Source organism: Grimontia kaedaensis (assembly GCF_023746615.1).
Taxonomy (GTDB): domain Bacteria; phylum Pseudomonadota; class Gammaproteobacteria; order Enterobacterales; family Vibrionaceae; genus Enterovibrio; species Enterovibrio kaedaensis.
Genome location: NZ_CP082276.1, coordinates 42,651 through 60,707, shown reverse-complemented (window position 1 = coordinate 60,707; position 18,057 = coordinate 42,651). Strand labels below are relative to the sequence as shown.

Below are 18,057 nucleotides of genomic sequence, written 5' to 3'. Positions count from 1 at the left end.
GAAGATGGCCATGGCTTCCAAACATATGCTCATCACGGGTGCAAACCGTGGTATTGGGCTAGCACTTACCCAAATCTATCTAGACGCAGGTTGGCATGTCCATGCCTGTTGCCGCCACCCCTCCGAGGCCACTGATCTGAATGCACTTGCTACCCAGTATGAATCGCTCAGTATCCACGCGCTGGATGTCACTGACCACGCCGACATTGACGCATTGGCTCAATCACTCTCTGGTAAACAGTTCAACCTTATCCTCAATAATGCTGGTTACTATGGTCCGAAAGGCTGTGGATTTGGCAATACAGATATGGATGAATGGCGCAAGGTCCTCGAAATCAACACTCTTGCTCCTCTCAAAATAGCAGAAGCGTTTTATCCTCACCTTTTGGCAGCCAAAGGCACCTTCGCTGCAGTTTCGTCGAAAGTAGGCAGTATGGCGGAAAACACCTCAGGGGGCGGGTATATCTATCGCTCATCCAAAGCAGCGCTTAATTCCGTCGTGAAAAGTCTGTCCAACGATTTGTCTTCACAAGGCATCATTTCTGTCGCATTGCATCCAGGCTGGGTTCAAACCGAGATGGGCGGGCCAAATGCGTTAATTTCAGCGGAAGAATCTGCACAGGGACTATATGTAGTGTTGGAAGGGCTTGAAGCGAAAGACAGTGGAGGGTTCTTAAATTACCAAGGTGAAAAGATTCCGTGGTGATTGAGCTCATACCCAAGCTATCTGACGATGCCCGCTGACCTCCTAACCCCCAAGTTGTTTGGGTACATTACATTAGCAATGAATAAAATATTCGAAAACACGGGTCTTATGCCTAGCAAGACCATTCACAATCAAAAAGGAAGAAGTATGCCTGATTTAAATGCTCACAGCCTTTACCACAAAAACTACTGCCCATTCTGCCTCAAAGTCCGAGCGGCATTGAAGATGATGAATCTTGATGTGGCGTTGGTCGATGCGGGTGCTGATCGAGAAGCTTACCAAGAACTGGTGAGTGAAGGCGGCCGAGGAATGGTGCCTTGCTTGCGTATTGAGCACGATGACGGCACCGTTGAGTGGATGTATGAGTCTGATGACATCATCGAGTACTTCGAAGATAATTTCGCTAAGTAGCCGTTGAGTCATGCCAAAAGAAAACGCCGCTAGCGGCGTTTTTTGTTTTCGTCCTGAACGTTTATGACTCGCGCTTTTTCTCACCTACACGTTTTGCCCACCCCATAAAGCTTACTTCAAGCTGATCCATCATGCTTTTCAACGCCGTTTGATTAAAACGGCTCGCGTCAGGCGCAGATAGGAACGCAATGTATTGCTCACGCTCTTCTGGTTTAAAATCTTTGTAGGCATAAGCCAGTGAGACATGCACCATCTGCTGCACGTTCGCCGTAGATTGCGTACGCACTGCATTAAGTTCCTTTTTCATCTCGCTCATATCTAACGGAATATCAGGCTGAAGCGCGGACATCAGGCCCGCAAAAATCGCCATCTGAACTTGCTCGAAAAAGTTAACAGTAAGGTTGGTCGCATTCAGAAGTTGGTCGATTTTCTGTACTTGAGCAATAAGCTTTTGGTTTTGCAACAGCTTGGGTGCTTCTGCAGACATTGCCGCAAATGCTTCTTCTGTGCCGCTTTTTTCTTCAGCTTCAGTAAAAGATTGCCCGATCGGTGATTCATACCATTTCATCAAACCAGCAATTTGCTGGTCGTTTAACTCGCTGGAGAGTGATTTGCGGATACCTGCGAGAATCTTGGCGGGAACAATGGTTTCATCAACAGAGAGGATCATCGCATCAAGATCTTTCTCTGGCAGCGCACCTTGCTGCTGTTGCGCTTCCAGGATGCCTGCTTTAACGGTGTCGGGGAACTGATTCACCATTTCTTCAATGCCGGAAGTCTTAAGGAGTGCATTGAGAGATTTGTCTGAAGCTGCCTGAGCGGAGCCAGCAACACAGAAGATCATTAAATAGAGCGCCCATTTTACAGCTTGTTGGAACATGTTGTTATCCTTAATAGAGGTTTTAATGCAGCACCCTGTTTGCTGGGTGCGTAGAGAAACTTTTCTTTTTATCCCGGCTTCCTTGCGCCGGAAAAGGAATCATTAATGATGGTGGTTGAAAAACACACAGCAGCTTTGGGATTTATTTGGAATTAGTACTTATTTCGGTAAAAAGACGCACGCACATCATCAGCTAAAAGCATGGATATTTAGCGTGTTCAGGCGCAAAATAGCACCCCATCAAAGTACTCTGAGAGTTTGGCATATGAAACCCAATAGGACTGGTCTAAAGCGCATACTGTATGCCGCCGGGTATTCTTTTCAGGGACTTCGCGCGGCATGGAACAATGAAGCAGCATTTCGACAGGAATCGGTTCTGTTGATTGTAATGACCACCCTTTCGTTCTTTCTTCCTGTCACACAGGTAGAACAGCTTCTGATGGTGGCCTCTTTGTTTATCGTAGTGATTGTGGAGCTGATCAATTCTGCAATTGAAGCAGTCGTTGATCGTATTGGCCCTGAACGCCATGAACTGAGCGGCCGAGCCAAGGATATCGGCTCTGCAGCGGTGTTTATTGCACTGCTTCTGGTGGTGATCACCTGGGGTTCATTTTTACTGTTCTGATAAGCGCAAAAAGGCGACGTTATGTCGCCTCTTTGTATTCTGAGCAAGCCCGGCTTTTAGCGCGAATACACCTTTGTATCTTGCATCTCTGCAAAATCGGCCAGCAATTGAAAATCTGCTTCAGTCCAGGCGGTTTTTGATTTAAGGCTATCTGGCAAAGCAAGCACACGTTTTAACGAGAACATACTTCTGCTTCCAGATACCCCTTAAAAGGGGCGATAACGATAGGGAGGCGCAGTTGCGGAAGGGGCGAAGAAGAGCACGGGAGACTTTCGCAGCAGCCTAAAGAGGCGCATATCGTACTCAGCAAATCGCAAAAGTAAACTAGAAAGTTTACATGCAAAAATAACGATTCAGCGACCGTTTAATAATACTATTAACATCTTGTTTTAAGGGTTTTCTGAGAAAGTCAGTGGCGTGATATAGGCGGAGGTTTCAGATTGAGAATTGTCACTATCAGATGTCACCGCAACCACTGACAGAGTTTTGTAGTCTTTCCCGAACAGACGAAGGAAATCTTCCCGCACATTCCGCCTAACCGAAACCCACTCGTTTATCTGTTCACCTGAGGTAGCAGCCAACATTTTAAAGCGTTTAGGGGCAAAAGGATTCGGCCAAAAACTGTTCTCCGGCTGATTCGGAGTCCAGACATACACAATGGTTCTACTGCTCATCATGGTCATACCCGTCACGACAGTCACTGATAGTCGCCAAGCAAAATCATCCTGCGTTTTTAGCTTTTCGTTATCGGTTGTCGGAAAGGTATCAACTTTCCATTGCCAGCTCAGCCAAGGCGTTTCGGTCAGGTCTATTTCTTTTTCCATGATCAACCCAGAAGCAGCATCCCGGCTTTTACCATGAAGCACCTGTCCGTTGACCGTCTCATCATAAATCAAACGGTAGCGTGTTTCGTTTTTGAACGCTTTGACCTGCCATTCAGAAAGATCCTGATAATCGAGTGCCACGTTCGCTTCCGCTGAGAATTGAAGCAGAAACAAAGTGGGCAACCATGTGTAAGTACATCTACTCAAACGAATCATTCCGGTTTTGGGGATAATCGATAAGAACGGATTTCTCCGCATCATCTTTCAATACTGTCAGTATTTTTCCGCTGAGCGTGATTTGAGCACAAGTCATATGCAACACGCACTTAAAACGAGGCGTAAAAAAAGTCCATTGAAGTACTAAAAATGAGACACCAATGAATCTTGCGGTTAATTAATATACTCCTAGAAGAATATGGTGCAGATGCACTGATACGAAATAAAAAGGTCGCTTGATGGAATTGGCAGTCACGACCAACGGATTGATTTGCGGGAATTTATGCGACAATTTTACGTTTTTATTGGCTTGTTTTTTCAGGCTGCATTTGCCTTTGCTGAACAGCCTCTGCGCGTTGTATCCGAAACTCTGCCGCCCTATCAGATCATCGATGATGAAGGACAGTTTGGAGGACGAGCTGTTGACATGGTACAGGCTATTCTAGATGAAGCGGGCTTCGACTCTCCCATTGACGTGATGCCGTGGGCCAGAGCATATAAAACAGCGCAAAAAGAGAAAAACGTCGCCATTTTCGCCATCGCTTTTTCGGAAAAACGCAAAGACCTATTCCATTGGATTGGTGCGTTGTATGCGCTCGAGCGTTCTTCTTTAATTGGCCTTAAAAACCGATCCGAATTGGCGAAAGACTCACTCGAGGAAGCTAAACAATTTCGCGTTTGCTCTGAACTGGAAACATACTCCTACCAGTACTTAGTTAACAAAGGATTTGTTCCTAACGAGAACCTTTTCACACTCAGAGCAACGCTTTTTTCTATCCAAACAAACTCAGGTGGCGTTGCCAGACCTGCGAGACACTTATTGCTGCTACAAAACCGCAAGTGCGATTATGTCACTGGGCTTTGGTCTGTTTACGCATATAGCGAGAACAATAACAATGACCTGGAACCCTACTTTTATCTGGGGGATCCGAAAAAGCCACTGATATTGAACCTCGCTATAAGCCTTAGCTCAGATCAGGAGGTGATTGACCGCTTGAGTACCGCTTATCAAACGCTTTTCGAGAATGGTACGCTCCACCAAATCTGCACTAGGGACGATCCAGAACTGACATATGAGCTTTCTTGCTCCGCTATTAAACCAACAGATCACACCGAGGATTTATGACATCCAAGTTTTTCGGTACTAGGGCTCCACTGTTAAGACGATTTGTTGCGTCTGTGATGCTACTGAGCATCATTGGGGGTGTTGTGATCAGTGTGGTGATTGCAACTGCTCAGCTCAACCACCTTAATACCGAAAAGGAACAGGACGCCCGCCTCCAGCTGGAAAACATTCTCGATAGCGCGGCTTATGCAGCGTTCAACCTCGACTCTGCTCAAGGCCTTTCACTCCTAAAAGGCTTTGAAGGTGACCATCTGTTTCAAGAAGTCACCATTCTCGATAATTATGATGATGTGGTGGCTTCTATAAAGCAGCCTCATCACGAAGATCACTTACCTGGATGGATGCATGCCCTTCTTCCTGTTCATGAAACCTTTACTCTCTCCTACCCGTTAAGCTTCAAAATCTACAGAGACAGTCAGTTTGTTGACCAACATGTCGGGACCTTAATTGGAACGGTGAACTTTCATACCTCAGAGGCGGAGTTTTACGATTTAGTGTGGACCATTTGCCTTTCTACCATGGCAGAAGTTCTCTTGATCGCCATCATCCTGACCATCCTATTCCACAATCAGATAGGGAGACCGCTCTCCAAGATCATCGATTCTATTGATAAGAACGCCAAACTGGCACGGCAGAAAAATGCACGTCTGCTAGAAATCGATGGACACGAAAATGATGAATTCGGCTTGTTGGTACATGCCTATAACAACTCCGTTCAGCAGGCAGTGAGCTACATGCGAGAACTAGAGAGCGCTAAAGCCGAGCTGAAGGCGTTGTCAGAAATAGACCCCTTGACCAATGTTTCCAACCGCCGCGCCCTGCTCTCTGAGCTCAACACCCTTTGTAACAACGAACACCCTTTCGCGTTGGTTTCTCTCGATATTGATGACTTTGGTGGATATAACGATGCCAATGGTCATCAGGAAGGCGATGTACTACTGGTCAGGTTTGCCCATGCGCTTAAACAGCAGCTTCCAAAGGCATCTATCAGCCGCACCGGCGGCGACGAATTTGTCTGCATTATCCCTTCCCAGAGTCATCAGCAAACCGTTGAAGACTTGCTGATGCCCCTGCTGAATGTTGCAGTGAAAGAGGATGTCGCCAGCACACCTTGGATCTCCACCTCTATCGGCGTCGCCTTTTTCCCGGAAAATGGCCACACGCCGCGGCAATTGCTTCATGCCACGGATATCGCCCTCTACATCGCCAAAGAAGCCGGACGTCGTTGTGTGCGCTTCTACGATAAAGATGCCGATATAGCCCGCACCAACCGCGAAGCAGTGCGAAAAGCACTACAGCGTATTATCGAAACCAAAGAATTCACCCTCTACTATCAGCCTAAAGTCAGTATGAAAACGGGGTTAGTGACAGGCTGCGAAGCGTTGCTCAGGCTTAATCATAGTGAGCGGCAACAGAATGTTGCACATGTAGATATTGTCGAGGAAGCAGAGCGTACGGGTCTGATTGTTGCTTTAGGTCGAGAGATCATGCGTCGGGCGTTTTATGACGTCAGCCATATTCTGGACCATTTACCCAACGATTTTCGCTTCAGCGTGAATGTCTCGCCTCAACAGCTCACGTCCGATGGCTTTATCGCTGAGTTGCTGTCCTGTTCAGAAGACAACGATGTACCGCTCCAGAGTCTGGATATCGAAATTACCGAGTCATCCCAAATGATCAATACCGACTCAACCAACAAGGTCCGTAACTGGCTCAAGAACGCAGGAGTGACCGTTTCATTGGATGATTTCGGTACCGGATTCGCTTCGCTTGAATACCTGCTGACCTATGGGTTTGACCAAATCAAAATCGATCGTCAGTTCACACAGGTCTTACCGGGTGATAATGATGCTAAAGCCATCTTCAATGTCGTTAAATATCTTGCTGACAAGCTCGACATGGCCGTCATCGCCGAAGGCGTAGAAACACTCGACCAGGAAACCTATCTCCTCAACCAAGGCTTTGAGTACGCCCAAGGCTACTTTTATGCCAAGCCTCTCACCATTGAAGACTTCATGCGGTTTGTCGCCAACCGCCAAGCCAAACACAGCTCCTGTCTGGATTCGTAATTTTTCTGGTGTTTTTCATGCGCAGCAGCTTGCAATGTCTTCCATCTCGAAAAAACTCAAATTCATTATTAAAATCATACAAATAGCTCAAAATCACTAGCGTACTGAAAGCGCGACACTCCTGAATCCTCACCATTCACTATTAAATAAACCGACACCAATGTTTCATTTATTTAACATCCATTCAACCTTACGTAAATTTTTACTTTTAAAATTTCGCTTCTTGAATAAAGCTTAAATCAGAAAAACAAAACGCGTCTTCCACGAATACTGTAATTGAACTTGCACCTGTAATAAGCACAACAAGCAGGTTATTAAACATTAGGGGAATGGCTCCTTTTATCGAGTCAAATAAAAATAACAATGTGATTAAGCAGGGTGTTCACACTCACTAACAAAATGGGAGATATCCCATGAAAAAAGTTAAATGCTTAGCAGTAACAATTTCTAGCTTTCTATTAACAGCTTGTATTGTTAATAGTAGTGACCAGCGCGAAGCTGATTTAAATTCCGCATTACGACAAGGTGGTTATTATTATTCCCACTTTGGCATAGATAGCGAACAGACACGCGAAAAAGTCATTTTTGAAGACAAGCAGGCGAGGATTGCCTCAGTATCGCGGGTCACAATGGTCAGCAGCCATGACGGCTCAGTCACCAAGGCATTGAAGCACGGAGGAAAAGGGAATTATCAAATAGATTGTCAGGTTGGCGCACACTTTTGTTTTCTGGTGATAGGCGCATTGATCAATGGACAAAAGATCAATCACAAATATCACGTGAATAAATCAGGGTTGCTCGTTAGGGAAAATGGTATATCAAAGCGGTTTATTCATGAAGATAGCGAAAGTATTGAACAGTTTTAAATTCGTTTTTGGCTATGGTAGCGAGCCTTTTGGTTGGTAATAAATTGATGCACCCAATACATTACCGCCTCCACTTTACTGGCATCATCAGGCAGCGTTGATGGTATCTGGTAAAACAACATGGAAGTTCCTTGTAGTTGGTGTAATTTATTTCAATGCAATTATTTGCATTTTGGACAGGCAATGCTCAGTTGAGCTGACTCCATATTGCCTGTCCTTTTTCTTTTCTATTAATTCCTAATCTTTATACCCAAACAACCTGAAGATGCTGAATCACTGACCGAGCTCCCGCATTTCAAGTCCATCTCCATTAATGTCAGCGCCTCATCCCTAGTAACACCGGAGTACCAATTCCGCTTTAACTCCCTGATCGCCGGGAAATTGATTGCGCCCAATCAAATCACACTGGAACTGATTGAACGTGAGTTTCTGGAAGGCAATCAGAACGTTTTGGATATTCTCGTTAATCTTCGAATCAAAGGTGTTGGCCTATCTCTGGATGATTTCGGCACTGGGTATTCGTCGCTTTCACTGTTCCACACTCTGCCGTTTTCTGAGCTCAAAGTTGATAAGTCCTTCACTAAAACCATGCTCAGCAACGCTCAATCTCTAAACATCGTCCGCTCCTGTATCGACCTAGCGAAACGCATGGAACTCAAGGTCATCGCAGAGGGTGTTGAATCCCACGAAATTTACGAGCACTTGCAACACGAATGGTGCGATTCCGCGCAGGGGTTTTACATTGCTAAACCTATGCCTATTAAAGCCTTGATGAGCTGGAACGCCAATTTCAACCACCAGATTTACAACTAAAACAAGGAAGCTATTTTGATCTCAATGCACGGATTGTATGAGCTCAAACCTGAACAGGATCAGAGCGAATTTGGCTGCTTATGCCAAACAACTGTACGACATGGGACTAAATATTGGATGGCAGTCCTTCTCCCGTCGTACCCACCCCGGATACAACCTCGCCCCGCCAGACCAAGAAGGACTTGTGGCCATGTTCTTTGAAGACGACGAACAGGCGAATCGTTGTTGGGACGTGGTTTCCACCGATGAGGAGCCTATCGCCTCCCTTCACCGCGGCGTCAACCAGAAGGTCACCAACATCAGCTTTTTCTACAGTGATGTAAATACTCATAATGTCTGAGAACGATGAGCTGCGAAAACGCATTGCGGAACTTGAAGCAGAGAATGAGCGGCTCATTAACGCTGATCACGCCTGCAAAGGTCGTGAAGGCCAGATTACAATTGATGTTTCAGTGGTCGAGCTCACCGCCCAAGACATTGAATCTGAGTGGTTGGCACAGCCCGGCATGTTTGCGAGAGTGACCATAAAAGATAACGGCGTTGGCATCGTCGATAAGGTGTTGGAACACATCTATGAGCCGTTTTTCACCACCCGTGCTCACGGCGAAGGGACCGGAATGGGTCTCTCTATCGTGCACGGTATTATCAGCCGTTACCAAGGTGGAATAAACGTCAAAACACGCATTAATGAAGGTACAGAGTTCAACATATACCTTCCGCTTTACAGCAAACGCTCCGAAGACAATATGATAAGGCCAGAAAGCCTTCCCTCTTCAGGCATCCCTCTCGAGGAAAATCAGGATCAGCCCAATGTGGTCTTTATTGATGACGAAGAAGTCATGCTTGAAGTGGTGAAAGCCAACCCGCCCATTTTTGGTCTTCGGGTGGATACTTTCAGCGACCCACTTGAGGCGCTTTGGGAAATAGGAAGAAAGCCAGATAAGTACCACATTCTTGTGACCGATCAGGCCATGCCTCAACTAACCGGGCTTCAGGTCATCAATGAGGCCCGCAAACATAGTCCAGACCTGCCGGTAGTGCTCTACACAGGACTCAATGATTTCGCCGACCAAATCGGGGAAAGCCAACAGCTTCAAGGCTTTTTGTTGAAGCCACTTAGGGTGAATGAACTCATCGCACACATCCGCGCGATACTGAGTAAAGAAGGCCGTGGGTAGTCCCTATAATCCCGCTCAGAAGGAAATCGTTAGATAGGGAAAAATGTCATGGACGCCACACCATGCACGACTTGGTTGATATGGCGATTGGTGCTGTCAGATACCATCTTGGCCATCATATCCTGAATCACGATCATCTTTGCCAACACCCGCTCATAGCTGTAATTGGGTGTGCCATCCAGTGCGATACCATTGCTCAGTAACATCAGTTCACCCTGTATGTCTTTCCTTGTATTAAGCAACCAGGCGACAGTTTCCAGGTTACGGGCACTATTGTAGAGCTTTTGCTGATCAATATCGTCGAGAAGGTAAAACTCTAGCTGGTTGTTGTAACTGGCGCTGATCATGCCGGTAATACCAACCATCAAAGCAAAGACTCTGTCTCCCTCGAATTCTTCTGAGAACGCCAGATAAAGTGCATCCACCCCATCCAATCCTCCGAGTTCTGCATAGCCTCCTTCTGGTCTTTTTACCGTCATGAAAGCATCGAGGCGCTCAGAGACGGTCATCTCCGGCACCTTGGCCAACTCTCGAGGATTGCGCTTATAAAGTTTCACGGTGAGTTCGCGGATCGCATCGCGAATTTCCACGATATGGATATCCGTGATCAAGTCCATGTCAGATTTGGCGAGATTTTTAAATTCAAAGGGACGGTTGTTTGCACTGCAAGCGGTTAACGACAAGGCTAGCAAAACGGCAATCCCAAAACGAAGTGTCATTCCAATTCTTTACGTATTCCGTCGACGCAATGAGTGTAGGTGTGGACTATCCATACGGTAAATATTCGTGCTTCAACTCTGAGCTATGTCTCTAACTTCGCGGGAATAATCATTCTTGTTCAACTGCGATTTGGGTTCAGTTCCGTATTCGGCCAGCAATCAAGACTAAACACGATAAAGTTATCTCGACTTTACGTAGAAAAACGGAGCACATATGGACTTTTATCAGTTATCCACCAGCGAACCAATGTATTTGCTGGGAAATGTCTGGGATGCAAACAGCGCTAAAATTGCTGAGTCACTGGGCTACAGAACCATTGGCACCTCCAGCGCTGCCATTGCGCATTCTCTGGGTTATGAAGATGGCGAAGCCATGACATTCGATGAGCTCTTGTTCATCGTCAAGCGGATCCTTGCCTGTTCTACCTTGCCGCTGAATGTGGACATTGAATCCGGCTATGGGGATTGCCCGGAGCAGATCGCAGATAACGTTAGCACCCTCATCAAGATGGGCGTCAAAGGTATTAACATCGAAGACAGTAAAGTGCATGCAGGCGAAAGAGTTCTTGAAAACGCAGATGACTTCCAGCAGAAACTTAGGGATGTCATCAAGCTATTGGGCAGTCAGCGAAATGAAGTGTTTATCAATGTCCGTACCGATACGTTTTTGCTTGGTTTAGATAACGCGAAGGAAGAAACGGTTGGACGAGCACAGCGATATGCAGATGCAGGAGCCAATGGCCTGTTCGTGCCATTTCTCTCAAAGCCAGAAGATATCAAAGCCATTGCAAATGTGATCGCGATTCCTTTGAATGTCATGTGTACGCCCACCCTGCCAGATTTCTTCACGCTTAAACAATTAGGCGTCAATCGGGTCAGTATGGGTAATTATGTCCATGGTTATTTGCAGGACTCCCTTAGCCGCATTCTTACAAAAATTCAGGAACGTCAGTCTTTCTCTTTTCTGTTTTGATGTAAAAGCCATGTTGTTCGTTGTCTCCGACTTGTCTAAAATCATCGCCAATTCCAAGTGCACAAATTGAGCAAAAACAATGAACAAAAGCTTTTTGACCAATCTTATCGCGACATCAGTTTTTGCAGCGGGTTACTACTTTGAACAACCACTGGCACTTTACGGTGGTTTATTTGCGCTGTCCGGCTCGCTGACCAACTTGCTGGCTGTACACATGCTGTTTGAAAAAGTGCCGGGACTGTATGGTTCTGGCGTTATCCAGGCGCGTTTCGAAGCGTTTAAGCTTGGCATTAAGTCATTGATGATGGACCAGTTCTTTACCAAGGAAAATGTTGACCGTTTTCTGAACAAAGAAATGTCTGACGGCACCGCTATGAATCTTGAGCCTGTGATTGAGCAAATCGATTTCAACCCAACGTTTGATGGCCTGGTAGAAGTGATTAACAACAGTCCTTTTGGCGGTATGCTCGCCATGATGGGTGGTTCGGAAGCACTGGCACCACTGCGCCAGCCATTCGTGGAGAAAATGAAAACTTCGGTGGTTGAAATTACTCAGCAAGATAACTTCCTTGAGGCGCTGAAAGACCAAGTTGAACAACCGGAAATGATGGGCGATATCACGGCTAACATCGAGTCGGTTATCGAGCAACGCCTGGATGAACTCACACCAGAAATGGTCAAAGAAATCGTTCAGAAGATGATCCGCGAGCACCTTGGCTGGCTCGTGGTCTGGGGTGGTGTGTTCGGTGGTGTGATTGGCGTGATTTCAGCACTCGTTGCGGCCTGATAAAGCCTCCACCAATGTAAGCTTGCGGCACCTTTGGGTGCCGTTTTAGTCACTTTAACAGCAGATTGTTTGGGTACAGCTCACAAATATCTGATCTTGTTGCTAAAAGCTGTTCAGTTCCCCCGCTACACTGCCGATTCACTCCTAAACTGAATTCCATATGTTTTGTCGCAAGCTTGCTACTGGTGAGCGCTTTTATAAACGGGGTGACCACATGGCTAAATCTAAGAAACTGATAACGCTGGCTGCATTAAGTTCAGCCCTTTTTGCAACCTCGGCCTCTGCGCTGATCCTGCCTATCTCTGTCGGTGCAGATGCAGGTATTACCGACGTAAAATATAAGGGCCGCAGCGCGACCGGTTATTTCTGGGCCATTAACGGTAAGCTGCACCTAAACGACTTCACCAGTATTTACACGGGTTATGGCGAAACGACTGCCGATATTCCAGATGAAAACGGAGTAGATCAAGACTTCACCTCTACCTCAATCCCTTTAGCACTTCAGGTGAACATTCCTATCGTCCTAGGTGATGTGTATGTACGTGGCGGTGGCAACTATTACGACAATACTTATGCGATGGAAAAAGAGGATGGTTGGGGTCTGCTGGGCGCGGTAGGTATTAACCTGTCTCCGGGTATTGGTCCTGGCCTTGCGGTAGAACTGACTTACCGTGATGCGGGCAGTGCAGAAACCAGCTCTGTTGGTGTCGGTGCCAGCCTGAATTTCTAACTGTTATGAACATAAAAAGCGCCGGGTTCCGGCGCTTTTTTGTGAAATTTAAGCTTTTTTAGGGTTGAGTCCTCTCTCTACGCCCTTTAAGCAGGCAACCAATGTGGCGTTAACCGGCGTTGGAATCCCTACTGCTTTCCCCTGACTAACCACAAAGCCGTTGATAAAATCAATCTCAGTCGTCATTCCATTTTCGATGCTTTGAAGAACAGACGGTTTGAAGTCAAAAGGAAGTCCTGCTGATGCTTTGACCCATGCTTCCTCAGGATCGGCTAATGACAGTGTCACACCCAATGCACTTGCGACTCTCATTGCCTCAGCAACAGCCTCAACACCTGTTTGTTTAATTGAAGGTATGTCGTAGAGATTACCAAAATTCAATCCAGTAATAGCTGAGAGCGCCCCTGCGGCAACATTAATCAATAACTTATCCCACATTGCTCCCATGATGTTGTCAGTGGCAACCGTCTTCAGACCAGCGTCATTAAAGATACGCTCAACTTCTTTGATTCTTGGGGTCAGTTGACCATCAATCTCACCAATAATCGTCTCTTTACCCGCGACGCCGGCCTTCACCTTTCCTGGAGTCAGCATCATGCCACCGACATAGGTTTTTCCCGCAATAACATGCTCACGGCCTACTACCTCTGATAGCAAAGACTCTTGCCCTAAGCCATTCTGCAGAGACATGACCATGGTATTTTCTCCCACCAGATTAATGGCTGACTCAATCGCTGCTTGGGTGTGAAAGCTTTTGACCAACACTATTACTAAGTCAAATGGCTCGAGGTGTTGTGTTTCAGTGACAGCAAGCACTTTCACGATGTGCTCTGCATTACCTGTTTCCAATATCAACCCAGATTTGTTTACTGCTTCTACAAATTCAGGATCAATATTAATCAAAACCACATCGTTATCAGTAAGTGCTAAATGCCCTCCAATAACAGACCCCATTGCGCCAGCTCCTAGCATCGCAATTCGCATAACTCATTCCCTATCTTGTTGGGGTAATCGCTCAGAAAATAGAGGATTACTGATAGTTAAAGTGATTTAGGAGCCATGGAGCGTTTAGCCTGCATTGAGCCTAACCGAGGTCGATTTGAGACACAGAAAGTACAATGGATGCATGTTAACCGCGCAAGCTCCGCTGTATTCAGCCTAGGGAGTAACCAGACATGAGCAATAATGATGACACAGCACAATTAAAAAAAAGTACCGTTATTGGGACGTTGATTGTTAAATTGATTAGCTAGAAATTGTCGCCAAAACACGTTTCCAGTAAAAAACAGATACCATCTATTTTTGCAGATGGTGGTCGAGATAGGTTTCCGCTTGCTCTTTGCCCATGTATCTGCCGAGCGTCTTAGCAGGCACATGGCGCAAGTCCACCATAATCAAACCATCCAAGGCATTGTTGAACGCTGGATCTACGTTAAAGCACACCAGTTTGCCATTTAAGCCAAGGTATTGCCTCAGCAACACGGGCACGCCTAAACCTTGGCTCATGCGGCTGATCACTCTCGATAACAACTGCAAATCGCCAAGCCCAGCCAGCATTGAGGTATGCCATGGCACAGGCGAAGAAGTTTCCAGCGGTGTCGTCGGTTCCACCAGCTGAGCAATGCTCTTATCATAGTGATGCACACTCAGACTCTCAGCCAGCAGTCGACGCGCAGTCAACGGGTAGTCGTTGCTGATGCTGACGGGGCCAAACAAGGTGGTGATATCCGGATGTTTGCTCACATAAGCAGCAATCCCTTTCCAAAGTAGCAGCAGAGCTGACAAGCTTCGCTGATACTTTTCATCAATCACCGAACGGCCCATTTCCAACGAGTTGCCCATGCTTTCAACAAAGCGGTCCTCGTATTGGAAAAGGCTACGGGAATAGAGGCCATCCAACCCTTTCTCTGACACGATTTCCTGCACTTTACCCAAACGGTAAGCACCAACCATTTGACGTGCTTCCCTGTCCCAGATAAACAGATGCAGGTAGTAATCATCGAATTCGTCGATATCACAGACCATGCCAGTGCCTTCACCGACAGCACGAAAATTCACTTCACGCATTCTGCCGATTTCCTGAAGGATCACCGGTATATTCGCGCTTTCCGTGCAGTAGACCTCAAACTCATTAGACGATAGAAGCTTTGCTTCTGCCGGTAATGTCGTCAGCTCCTGTTCTATGTCATCAACCGGCTGCGGTGCGATGATGGGTTCACCTGCATGTTCCAACTCAACGTTAGTCACCGCTTGCTCGCGGTTGAGTAGGTAAGTATTGAGCCTTAGATAATTCACCAAGGCGTCGTCGCTATCAAATGACCTGCACTCTTTCCATGCGATAATTTCACCAATAGAGAGTGGAATGGAATCGCCCCGTTTATTGAGAAGTTCACGTGCCAGCATCGCGGTACGGAGCAACGGATGGATACGCCCCGCCCGATAGAATCTGCGGCTGTTCTGACCACCAATATAAATCGGTAACACTGTCGCTTTGTGCTTTTTCACCAAAGCAGCAACTGAGCGGCTCCATGCCTTGTCTTTGAGCTGTCCATCTTGGTCAAAGGTTGAAACTTCACCGGCTGGGAAAATCAACAATAATCCGCCGTCGCTGACGTGTTGGTGCGCTTCACGTAACGCTCTCAGGTTTGCCTTACGTGCGCTTTCGCCTTCAAACACGTCAACGCCGATAAAGATGTCGCTGAGTTCAGGAATACGTTTGAGATAGTAATTTGCCAGCACTTTCACATCAGGGCGCACCTGACGCAGTAGTTTGGCGAGGATCACCCCTTCCACACCACCGAGCGGATGATTGGCCACCACCACTGTGCTGCCAGTAGCCGGGATATTTTTCATATCCTCGGCAGAGACGGTGTAGTCAATGCCGAGCACATCCAGGGTATAGGAGAGAAAATGATCGGTATCTATCCCTTCCGGACGACGGCGGTAGTGCTTATCCAATGCCCGGAGACCTGTCAAGGACTCCAGCGCTTTTTCAATCACACCAAACGGCGTTTTTCTCGGGAGCTGAAAGGGACTGATCATTCACGACTCTCCATTTACAGTTAAACAGGTTGGCTTAACGCTTAGACCAGTTCTTGTCGCCAAGGTCGATAAAGCCTGGGATATCTTTTTCCCATGCTTTTTGTACTGAATCGTCGTAGTTCAGATACAGCTTGTTATCAACGATGGTCCAGAACTCAGGGTCGCCCGGTGCCAGGTCATCTTTCTCAGCAATTGCCCACGCACAATAGCCACCGTACTGAGGTGCATACTTCTCAGGATCGGCGAGGAATTTGTCGAGGTTTTCCTGACTGGAGAACAACCAGTCAGCACCCTTATATTCAGTTTTGAAATCTGATTTACCTTTGACTGGTGTGCCATCGAAGAAAGACACAGTGTCGTAACCGCTCACCGCTTTGTTGCTGAAAAAGCCAGTGTAAACATCGGCGGCAAACGTCAGTGGTGAGAACAACAAAGTTAGCAGTAACAGTACGCGAGACATCTTTCACTCCTTATTATTTTGGGCAGGTTCGCTTGCCAGGGTCTGTTGACATTTGGTGGTGAAATTTTGTTCTAGCCATAAGCGTTTTAGGCGCGGCGAGGTGTATGCCGCCTAGTTGTTCTAAGCAAATACAGCTCAACAAAGCATAAAACGCTTAGGGCAGAACCCTTCGGGCAGCGTTTGTGGGGACTTTCTCCTGCGTTATAGGCTTCTCATGTAGGCCAGCTACACATCAAGGCCTCTGCCTTGTATAAAGTCCCCACAAACTGCTGCAAAAATCATCACCAAAGGTCAACAGACCCTATATAAGAACCTGTCGGAGAGGTAAAAATTTCACCTTTTTTCGCTGGCAACCAAACGCATGTTTGGCACTTTTCGAATCAAGGTTTCTGTCGCCGTTGGAACGTTTTCACACGGTGATCCATCGACATACACCATTTCCATTGCCCCCGGTGTGGCGCTGAGGTGTGTGAAGCTCACTGTGTTGGCATCGTCCCGGTGCATGCACACGGATTTGTAGCCCGCTTCCGGCACATGACTACGGTGAAACGCCCACGCTTTCTCGACCGTCTGCGGTTCTGTCATGATATTTTTGAGAGCCTCACGCCTTGCAATCATCACTTCCTGAAACGCCATAGACGAGGAGATCATTGGCTCAACACTCGGTCGCTGAGTCAGCACGTGACCATCCCATTGGAAAGCAATCACATGGCCGTTGTGCGCGTTTAAATCGGGCGCAAATACCAACAAGGTGAAAGGGGCGTAGGAGCCCATATGAAGGCCATTGAGCGTATTAACCACTTCTGACACAGATGGTGAAGACGCCAGCATTTTTACCAGTAGCCCTCGGCTGATGAGAGGCAACTCAGGGATATCTCCCTGATAGTAGTTGAGCAGACAAAGGGAGAGACCATGTTGATTGGTGGCGATCCAGGTACCGCCACCGTCAGGATCCATCGGCATCAGAAACACTGTGCCTTTGTCCTGAAAACGTTGGGGTGGACGCGCAATGGAACGACCCTTTTGCTCATCACGGTTAAAGAAAACGTCGTATCCGGTATCGTTCAGCAACCAGCTGACAGTACACATTCACTTTTCTCCACGGAAATGACTGAGAGTGGCAGGTGCGAGGCCAAAGGTCTCTGCAACGCTGATATTCTGTGCACTTAAGCTGACACGGATTAGCGCAAAATGATGCACCGCATGGCTGGAAACAAATGCCAGCTCGCGCCCAAGTGTAGAGGCTGACTTTGCCGCAGCCTGACGGTTCAGACTGACCTCATGACGCACATCAATCGCGGTATCCATATCTGCTTCACAAAGGTTTTCCAACCATTCGCAAAGGTGTCGCCATTCCAAAATCGCAATCTCTTTATCGGTTTCCACAGGGTGCGCACGGCGGCGAACGTCATAATCGATTTCCCGCGCGGAAGCAGCATGGACCACATCAAGAATATGGCGCATGTGCTGGCCGATTGAACTTTGCAAATACGGCGCTGCGACGAAGTTATATTGCTCATCAGAAAGCTGGTGCAAAAGCTCAAGCGCCTGCGCCGCCACATCAAGACACCCTTCTACCTCAACAGTAGTGGGTTCATTCAGTGATGGCCTGGTGTCTCTCGCTAACATTGT

The 18,057-nt window shown here is 47.1% G+C and carries 21 protein-coding genes; 12 read left to right on the top strand and 9 right to left on the bottom strand.

Annotated features, from left to right (window positions below):
• The first annotated feature begins 4 nt into the window (after positions 1–4).
• On the top strand, positions 5–706 hold the full coding sequence (locus K6Q96_RS17245; RefSeq protein WP_251881304.1) for an SDR family oxidoreductase: 702 nt from the start codon (positions 5–7) through the stop codon (positions 704–706).
• A 147-nt stretch (positions 707–853) separates the two neighbouring features.
• On the top strand, positions 854–1,117 hold the full coding sequence (locus tag K6Q96_RS17240) for a glutathione S-transferase N-terminal domain-containing protein (RefSeq protein ID WP_251881302.1): 264 nt from the start codon (positions 854–856) through the stop codon (positions 1,115–1,117).
• A gap of 61 nt (positions 1,118–1,178) precedes the next feature.
• Here K6Q96_RS17240 and K6Q96_RS17235 read toward each other — a convergent pair whose 3' ends face one another.
• Positions 1,179–1,997 (bottom strand): DUF2059 domain-containing protein, encoded by an 819-nt coding sequence (locus K6Q96_RS17235; protein WP_251881300.1) that lies wholly within the window; start codon positions 1,995–1,997, stop codon positions 1,179–1,181.
• A gap of 265 nt (positions 1,998–2,262) precedes the next feature.
• Here K6Q96_RS17235 and K6Q96_RS17230 point away from each other — a divergent pair, with 265 nt between their 5' ends.
• Positions 2,263–2,622, top strand: a complete 360-nt coding sequence (locus K6Q96_RS17230; RefSeq protein WP_251881298.1) for a diacylglycerol kinase — start codon at positions 2,263–2,265, stop codon at positions 2,620–2,622.
• Between the two features lie 56 nt (positions 2,623–2,678).
• Here the strand turns inward: K6Q96_RS17230 and K6Q96_RS24885 are convergent, their stop codons facing one another.
• Both K6Q96_RS24885 and K6Q96_RS17225 read right to left on the bottom strand, forming a co-directional pair.
• Positions 2,679–2,807: a hypothetical protein gene (locus K6Q96_RS24885; protein ID WP_256481852.1), complete on the bottom strand. Its 129-nt coding sequence runs from the start codon at positions 2,805–2,807 to the stop codon at positions 2,679–2,681.
• A 204-nt stretch (positions 2,808–3,011) separates the two neighbouring features.
• Positions 3,012–3,620 carry a DUF3047 domain-containing protein gene (locus K6Q96_RS17225; protein ID WP_251881296.1) on the bottom strand — a complete coding sequence of 203 codons (609 nt, stop codon included), beginning with the start codon at positions 3,618–3,620 and terminating at the stop codon, positions 3,012–3,014.
• 325 nt (positions 3,621–3,945) lie between these two features.
• On the opposite strand from K6Q96_RS17225, the gene K6Q96_RS17220 reads away from it, so the two are divergent.
• From K6Q96_RS17220 to K6Q96_RS17195, 6 genes are all read left to right on the top strand, one after another.
• Positions 3,946–4,788, top strand: a complete 843-nt coding sequence (locus K6Q96_RS17220; protein ID WP_251881289.1) for a substrate-binding periplasmic protein — start codon at positions 3,946–3,948, stop codon at positions 4,786–4,788.
• Positions 4,785–6,857, top strand: coding sequence for a bifunctional diguanylate cyclase/phosphodiesterase (locus K6Q96_RS17215; RefSeq protein ID WP_251881286.1), 2,073 nt, complete (start codon positions 4,785–4,787; stop codon positions 6,855–6,857). The genes K6Q96_RS17220 and K6Q96_RS17215 overlap by 4 nt, the downstream gene beginning before the upstream one ends.
• 413 nt (positions 6,858–7,270) lie before the next feature.
• Positions 7,271–7,723, top strand: coding sequence for a hypothetical protein (locus K6Q96_RS17210; RefSeq protein WP_251881284.1), 453 nt, complete (start codon positions 7,271–7,273; stop codon positions 7,721–7,723).
• Between the two features lie 240 nt (positions 7,724–7,963).
• Positions 7,964–8,536, top strand: a complete 573-nt coding sequence (locus K6Q96_RS17205; RefSeq protein WP_353621801.1) for an EAL domain-containing protein — start codon at positions 7,964–7,966, stop codon at positions 8,534–8,536.
• Between the two features lie 100 nt (positions 8,537–8,636).
• Positions 8,637–8,876: a hypothetical protein gene (locus K6Q96_RS17200; protein ID WP_251881282.1), complete on the top strand. Its 240-nt coding sequence runs from the start codon at positions 8,637–8,639 to the stop codon at positions 8,874–8,876.
• A complete protein-coding gene (locus K6Q96_RS17195) occupies positions 8,869–9,714 on the top strand; it encodes an ATP-binding protein (RefSeq protein WP_251881280.1) in 846 nt (281 codons plus the stop codon). The genes K6Q96_RS17200 and K6Q96_RS17195 overlap by 8 nt, the downstream gene beginning before the upstream one ends.
• A gap of 29 nt (positions 9,715–9,743) precedes the next feature.
• Here K6Q96_RS17195 and K6Q96_RS17190 read toward each other — a convergent pair whose 3' ends face one another.
• Complete coding sequence (locus tag K6Q96_RS17190) at positions 9,744–10,433, bottom strand: hypothetical protein (RefSeq protein ID WP_251881278.1); 690 nt, start codon at positions 10,431–10,433, stop codon at positions 9,744–9,746.
• Between the two features lie 214 nt (positions 10,434–10,647).
• Between K6Q96_RS17190 and K6Q96_RS17185 the strand changes: the two genes are divergently transcribed.
• The 3 genes from K6Q96_RS17185 to K6Q96_RS17175 all read left to right on the top strand — a co-directional run bounded on the left by K6Q96_RS17185 (position 10,648) and on the right by K6Q96_RS17175 (position 12,923).
• On the top strand, positions 10,648–11,406 hold the full coding sequence (locus tag K6Q96_RS17185) for an isocitrate lyase/PEP mutase family protein (RefSeq protein ID WP_251881276.1): 759 nt from the start codon (positions 10,648–10,650) through the stop codon (positions 11,404–11,406).
• 79 nt (positions 11,407–11,485) lie between these two features.
• Positions 11,486–12,193, top strand: a complete 708-nt coding sequence (locus tag K6Q96_RS17180; RefSeq protein WP_251881274.1) for a DUF445 domain-containing protein — start codon at positions 11,486–11,488, stop codon at positions 12,191–12,193.
• A gap of 214 nt (positions 12,194–12,407) precedes the next feature.
• Positions 12,408–12,923: a porin family protein gene (locus tag K6Q96_RS17175; RefSeq protein ID WP_251881272.1), complete on the top strand. Its 516-nt coding sequence runs from the start codon at positions 12,408–12,410 to the stop codon at positions 12,921–12,923.
• 48 nt (positions 12,924–12,971) lie between these two features.
• Here the strand turns inward: K6Q96_RS17175 and K6Q96_RS17170 are convergent, their stop codons facing one another.
• From K6Q96_RS17170 to K6Q96_RS17150, 5 genes are all read right to left on the bottom strand, one after another.
• Positions 12,972–13,907 (bottom strand): ketopantoate reductase family protein, encoded by a 936-nt coding sequence (locus tag K6Q96_RS17170; RefSeq protein WP_251881270.1) that lies wholly within the window; start codon positions 13,905–13,907, stop codon positions 12,972–12,974.
• Between the two features lie 312 nt (positions 13,908–14,219).
• Positions 14,220–15,965, bottom strand: coding sequence for a bifunctional lysophospholipid acyltransferase family protein/GNAT family N-acetyltransferase (locus K6Q96_RS17165; protein WP_251881267.1), 1,746 nt, complete (start codon positions 15,963–15,965; stop codon positions 14,220–14,222).
• Positions 15,966–15,999: 34 nt separating this feature from the next.
• A complete protein-coding gene (locus K6Q96_RS17160) occupies positions 16,000–16,425 on the bottom strand; it encodes a YHS domain-containing (seleno)protein (protein WP_251881265.1) in 426 nt (141 codons plus the stop codon).
• A gap of 333 nt (positions 16,426–16,758) precedes the next feature.
• Positions 16,759–17,514 carry an NRDE family protein gene (locus K6Q96_RS17155; protein ID WP_251881260.1) on the bottom strand — a complete coding sequence of 252 codons (756 nt, stop codon included), beginning with the start codon at positions 17,512–17,514 and terminating at the stop codon, positions 16,759–16,761.
• The gene (locus K6Q96_RS17150) at positions 17,515–18,054 is read right to left on the bottom strand and encodes a DinB family protein (protein ID WP_251881259.1); all 540 of its coding nucleotides are present in this window, start codon (positions 18,052–18,054) and stop codon (positions 17,515–17,517) included.
• Positions 18,055–18,057: the final 3 nt, after the last annotated feature.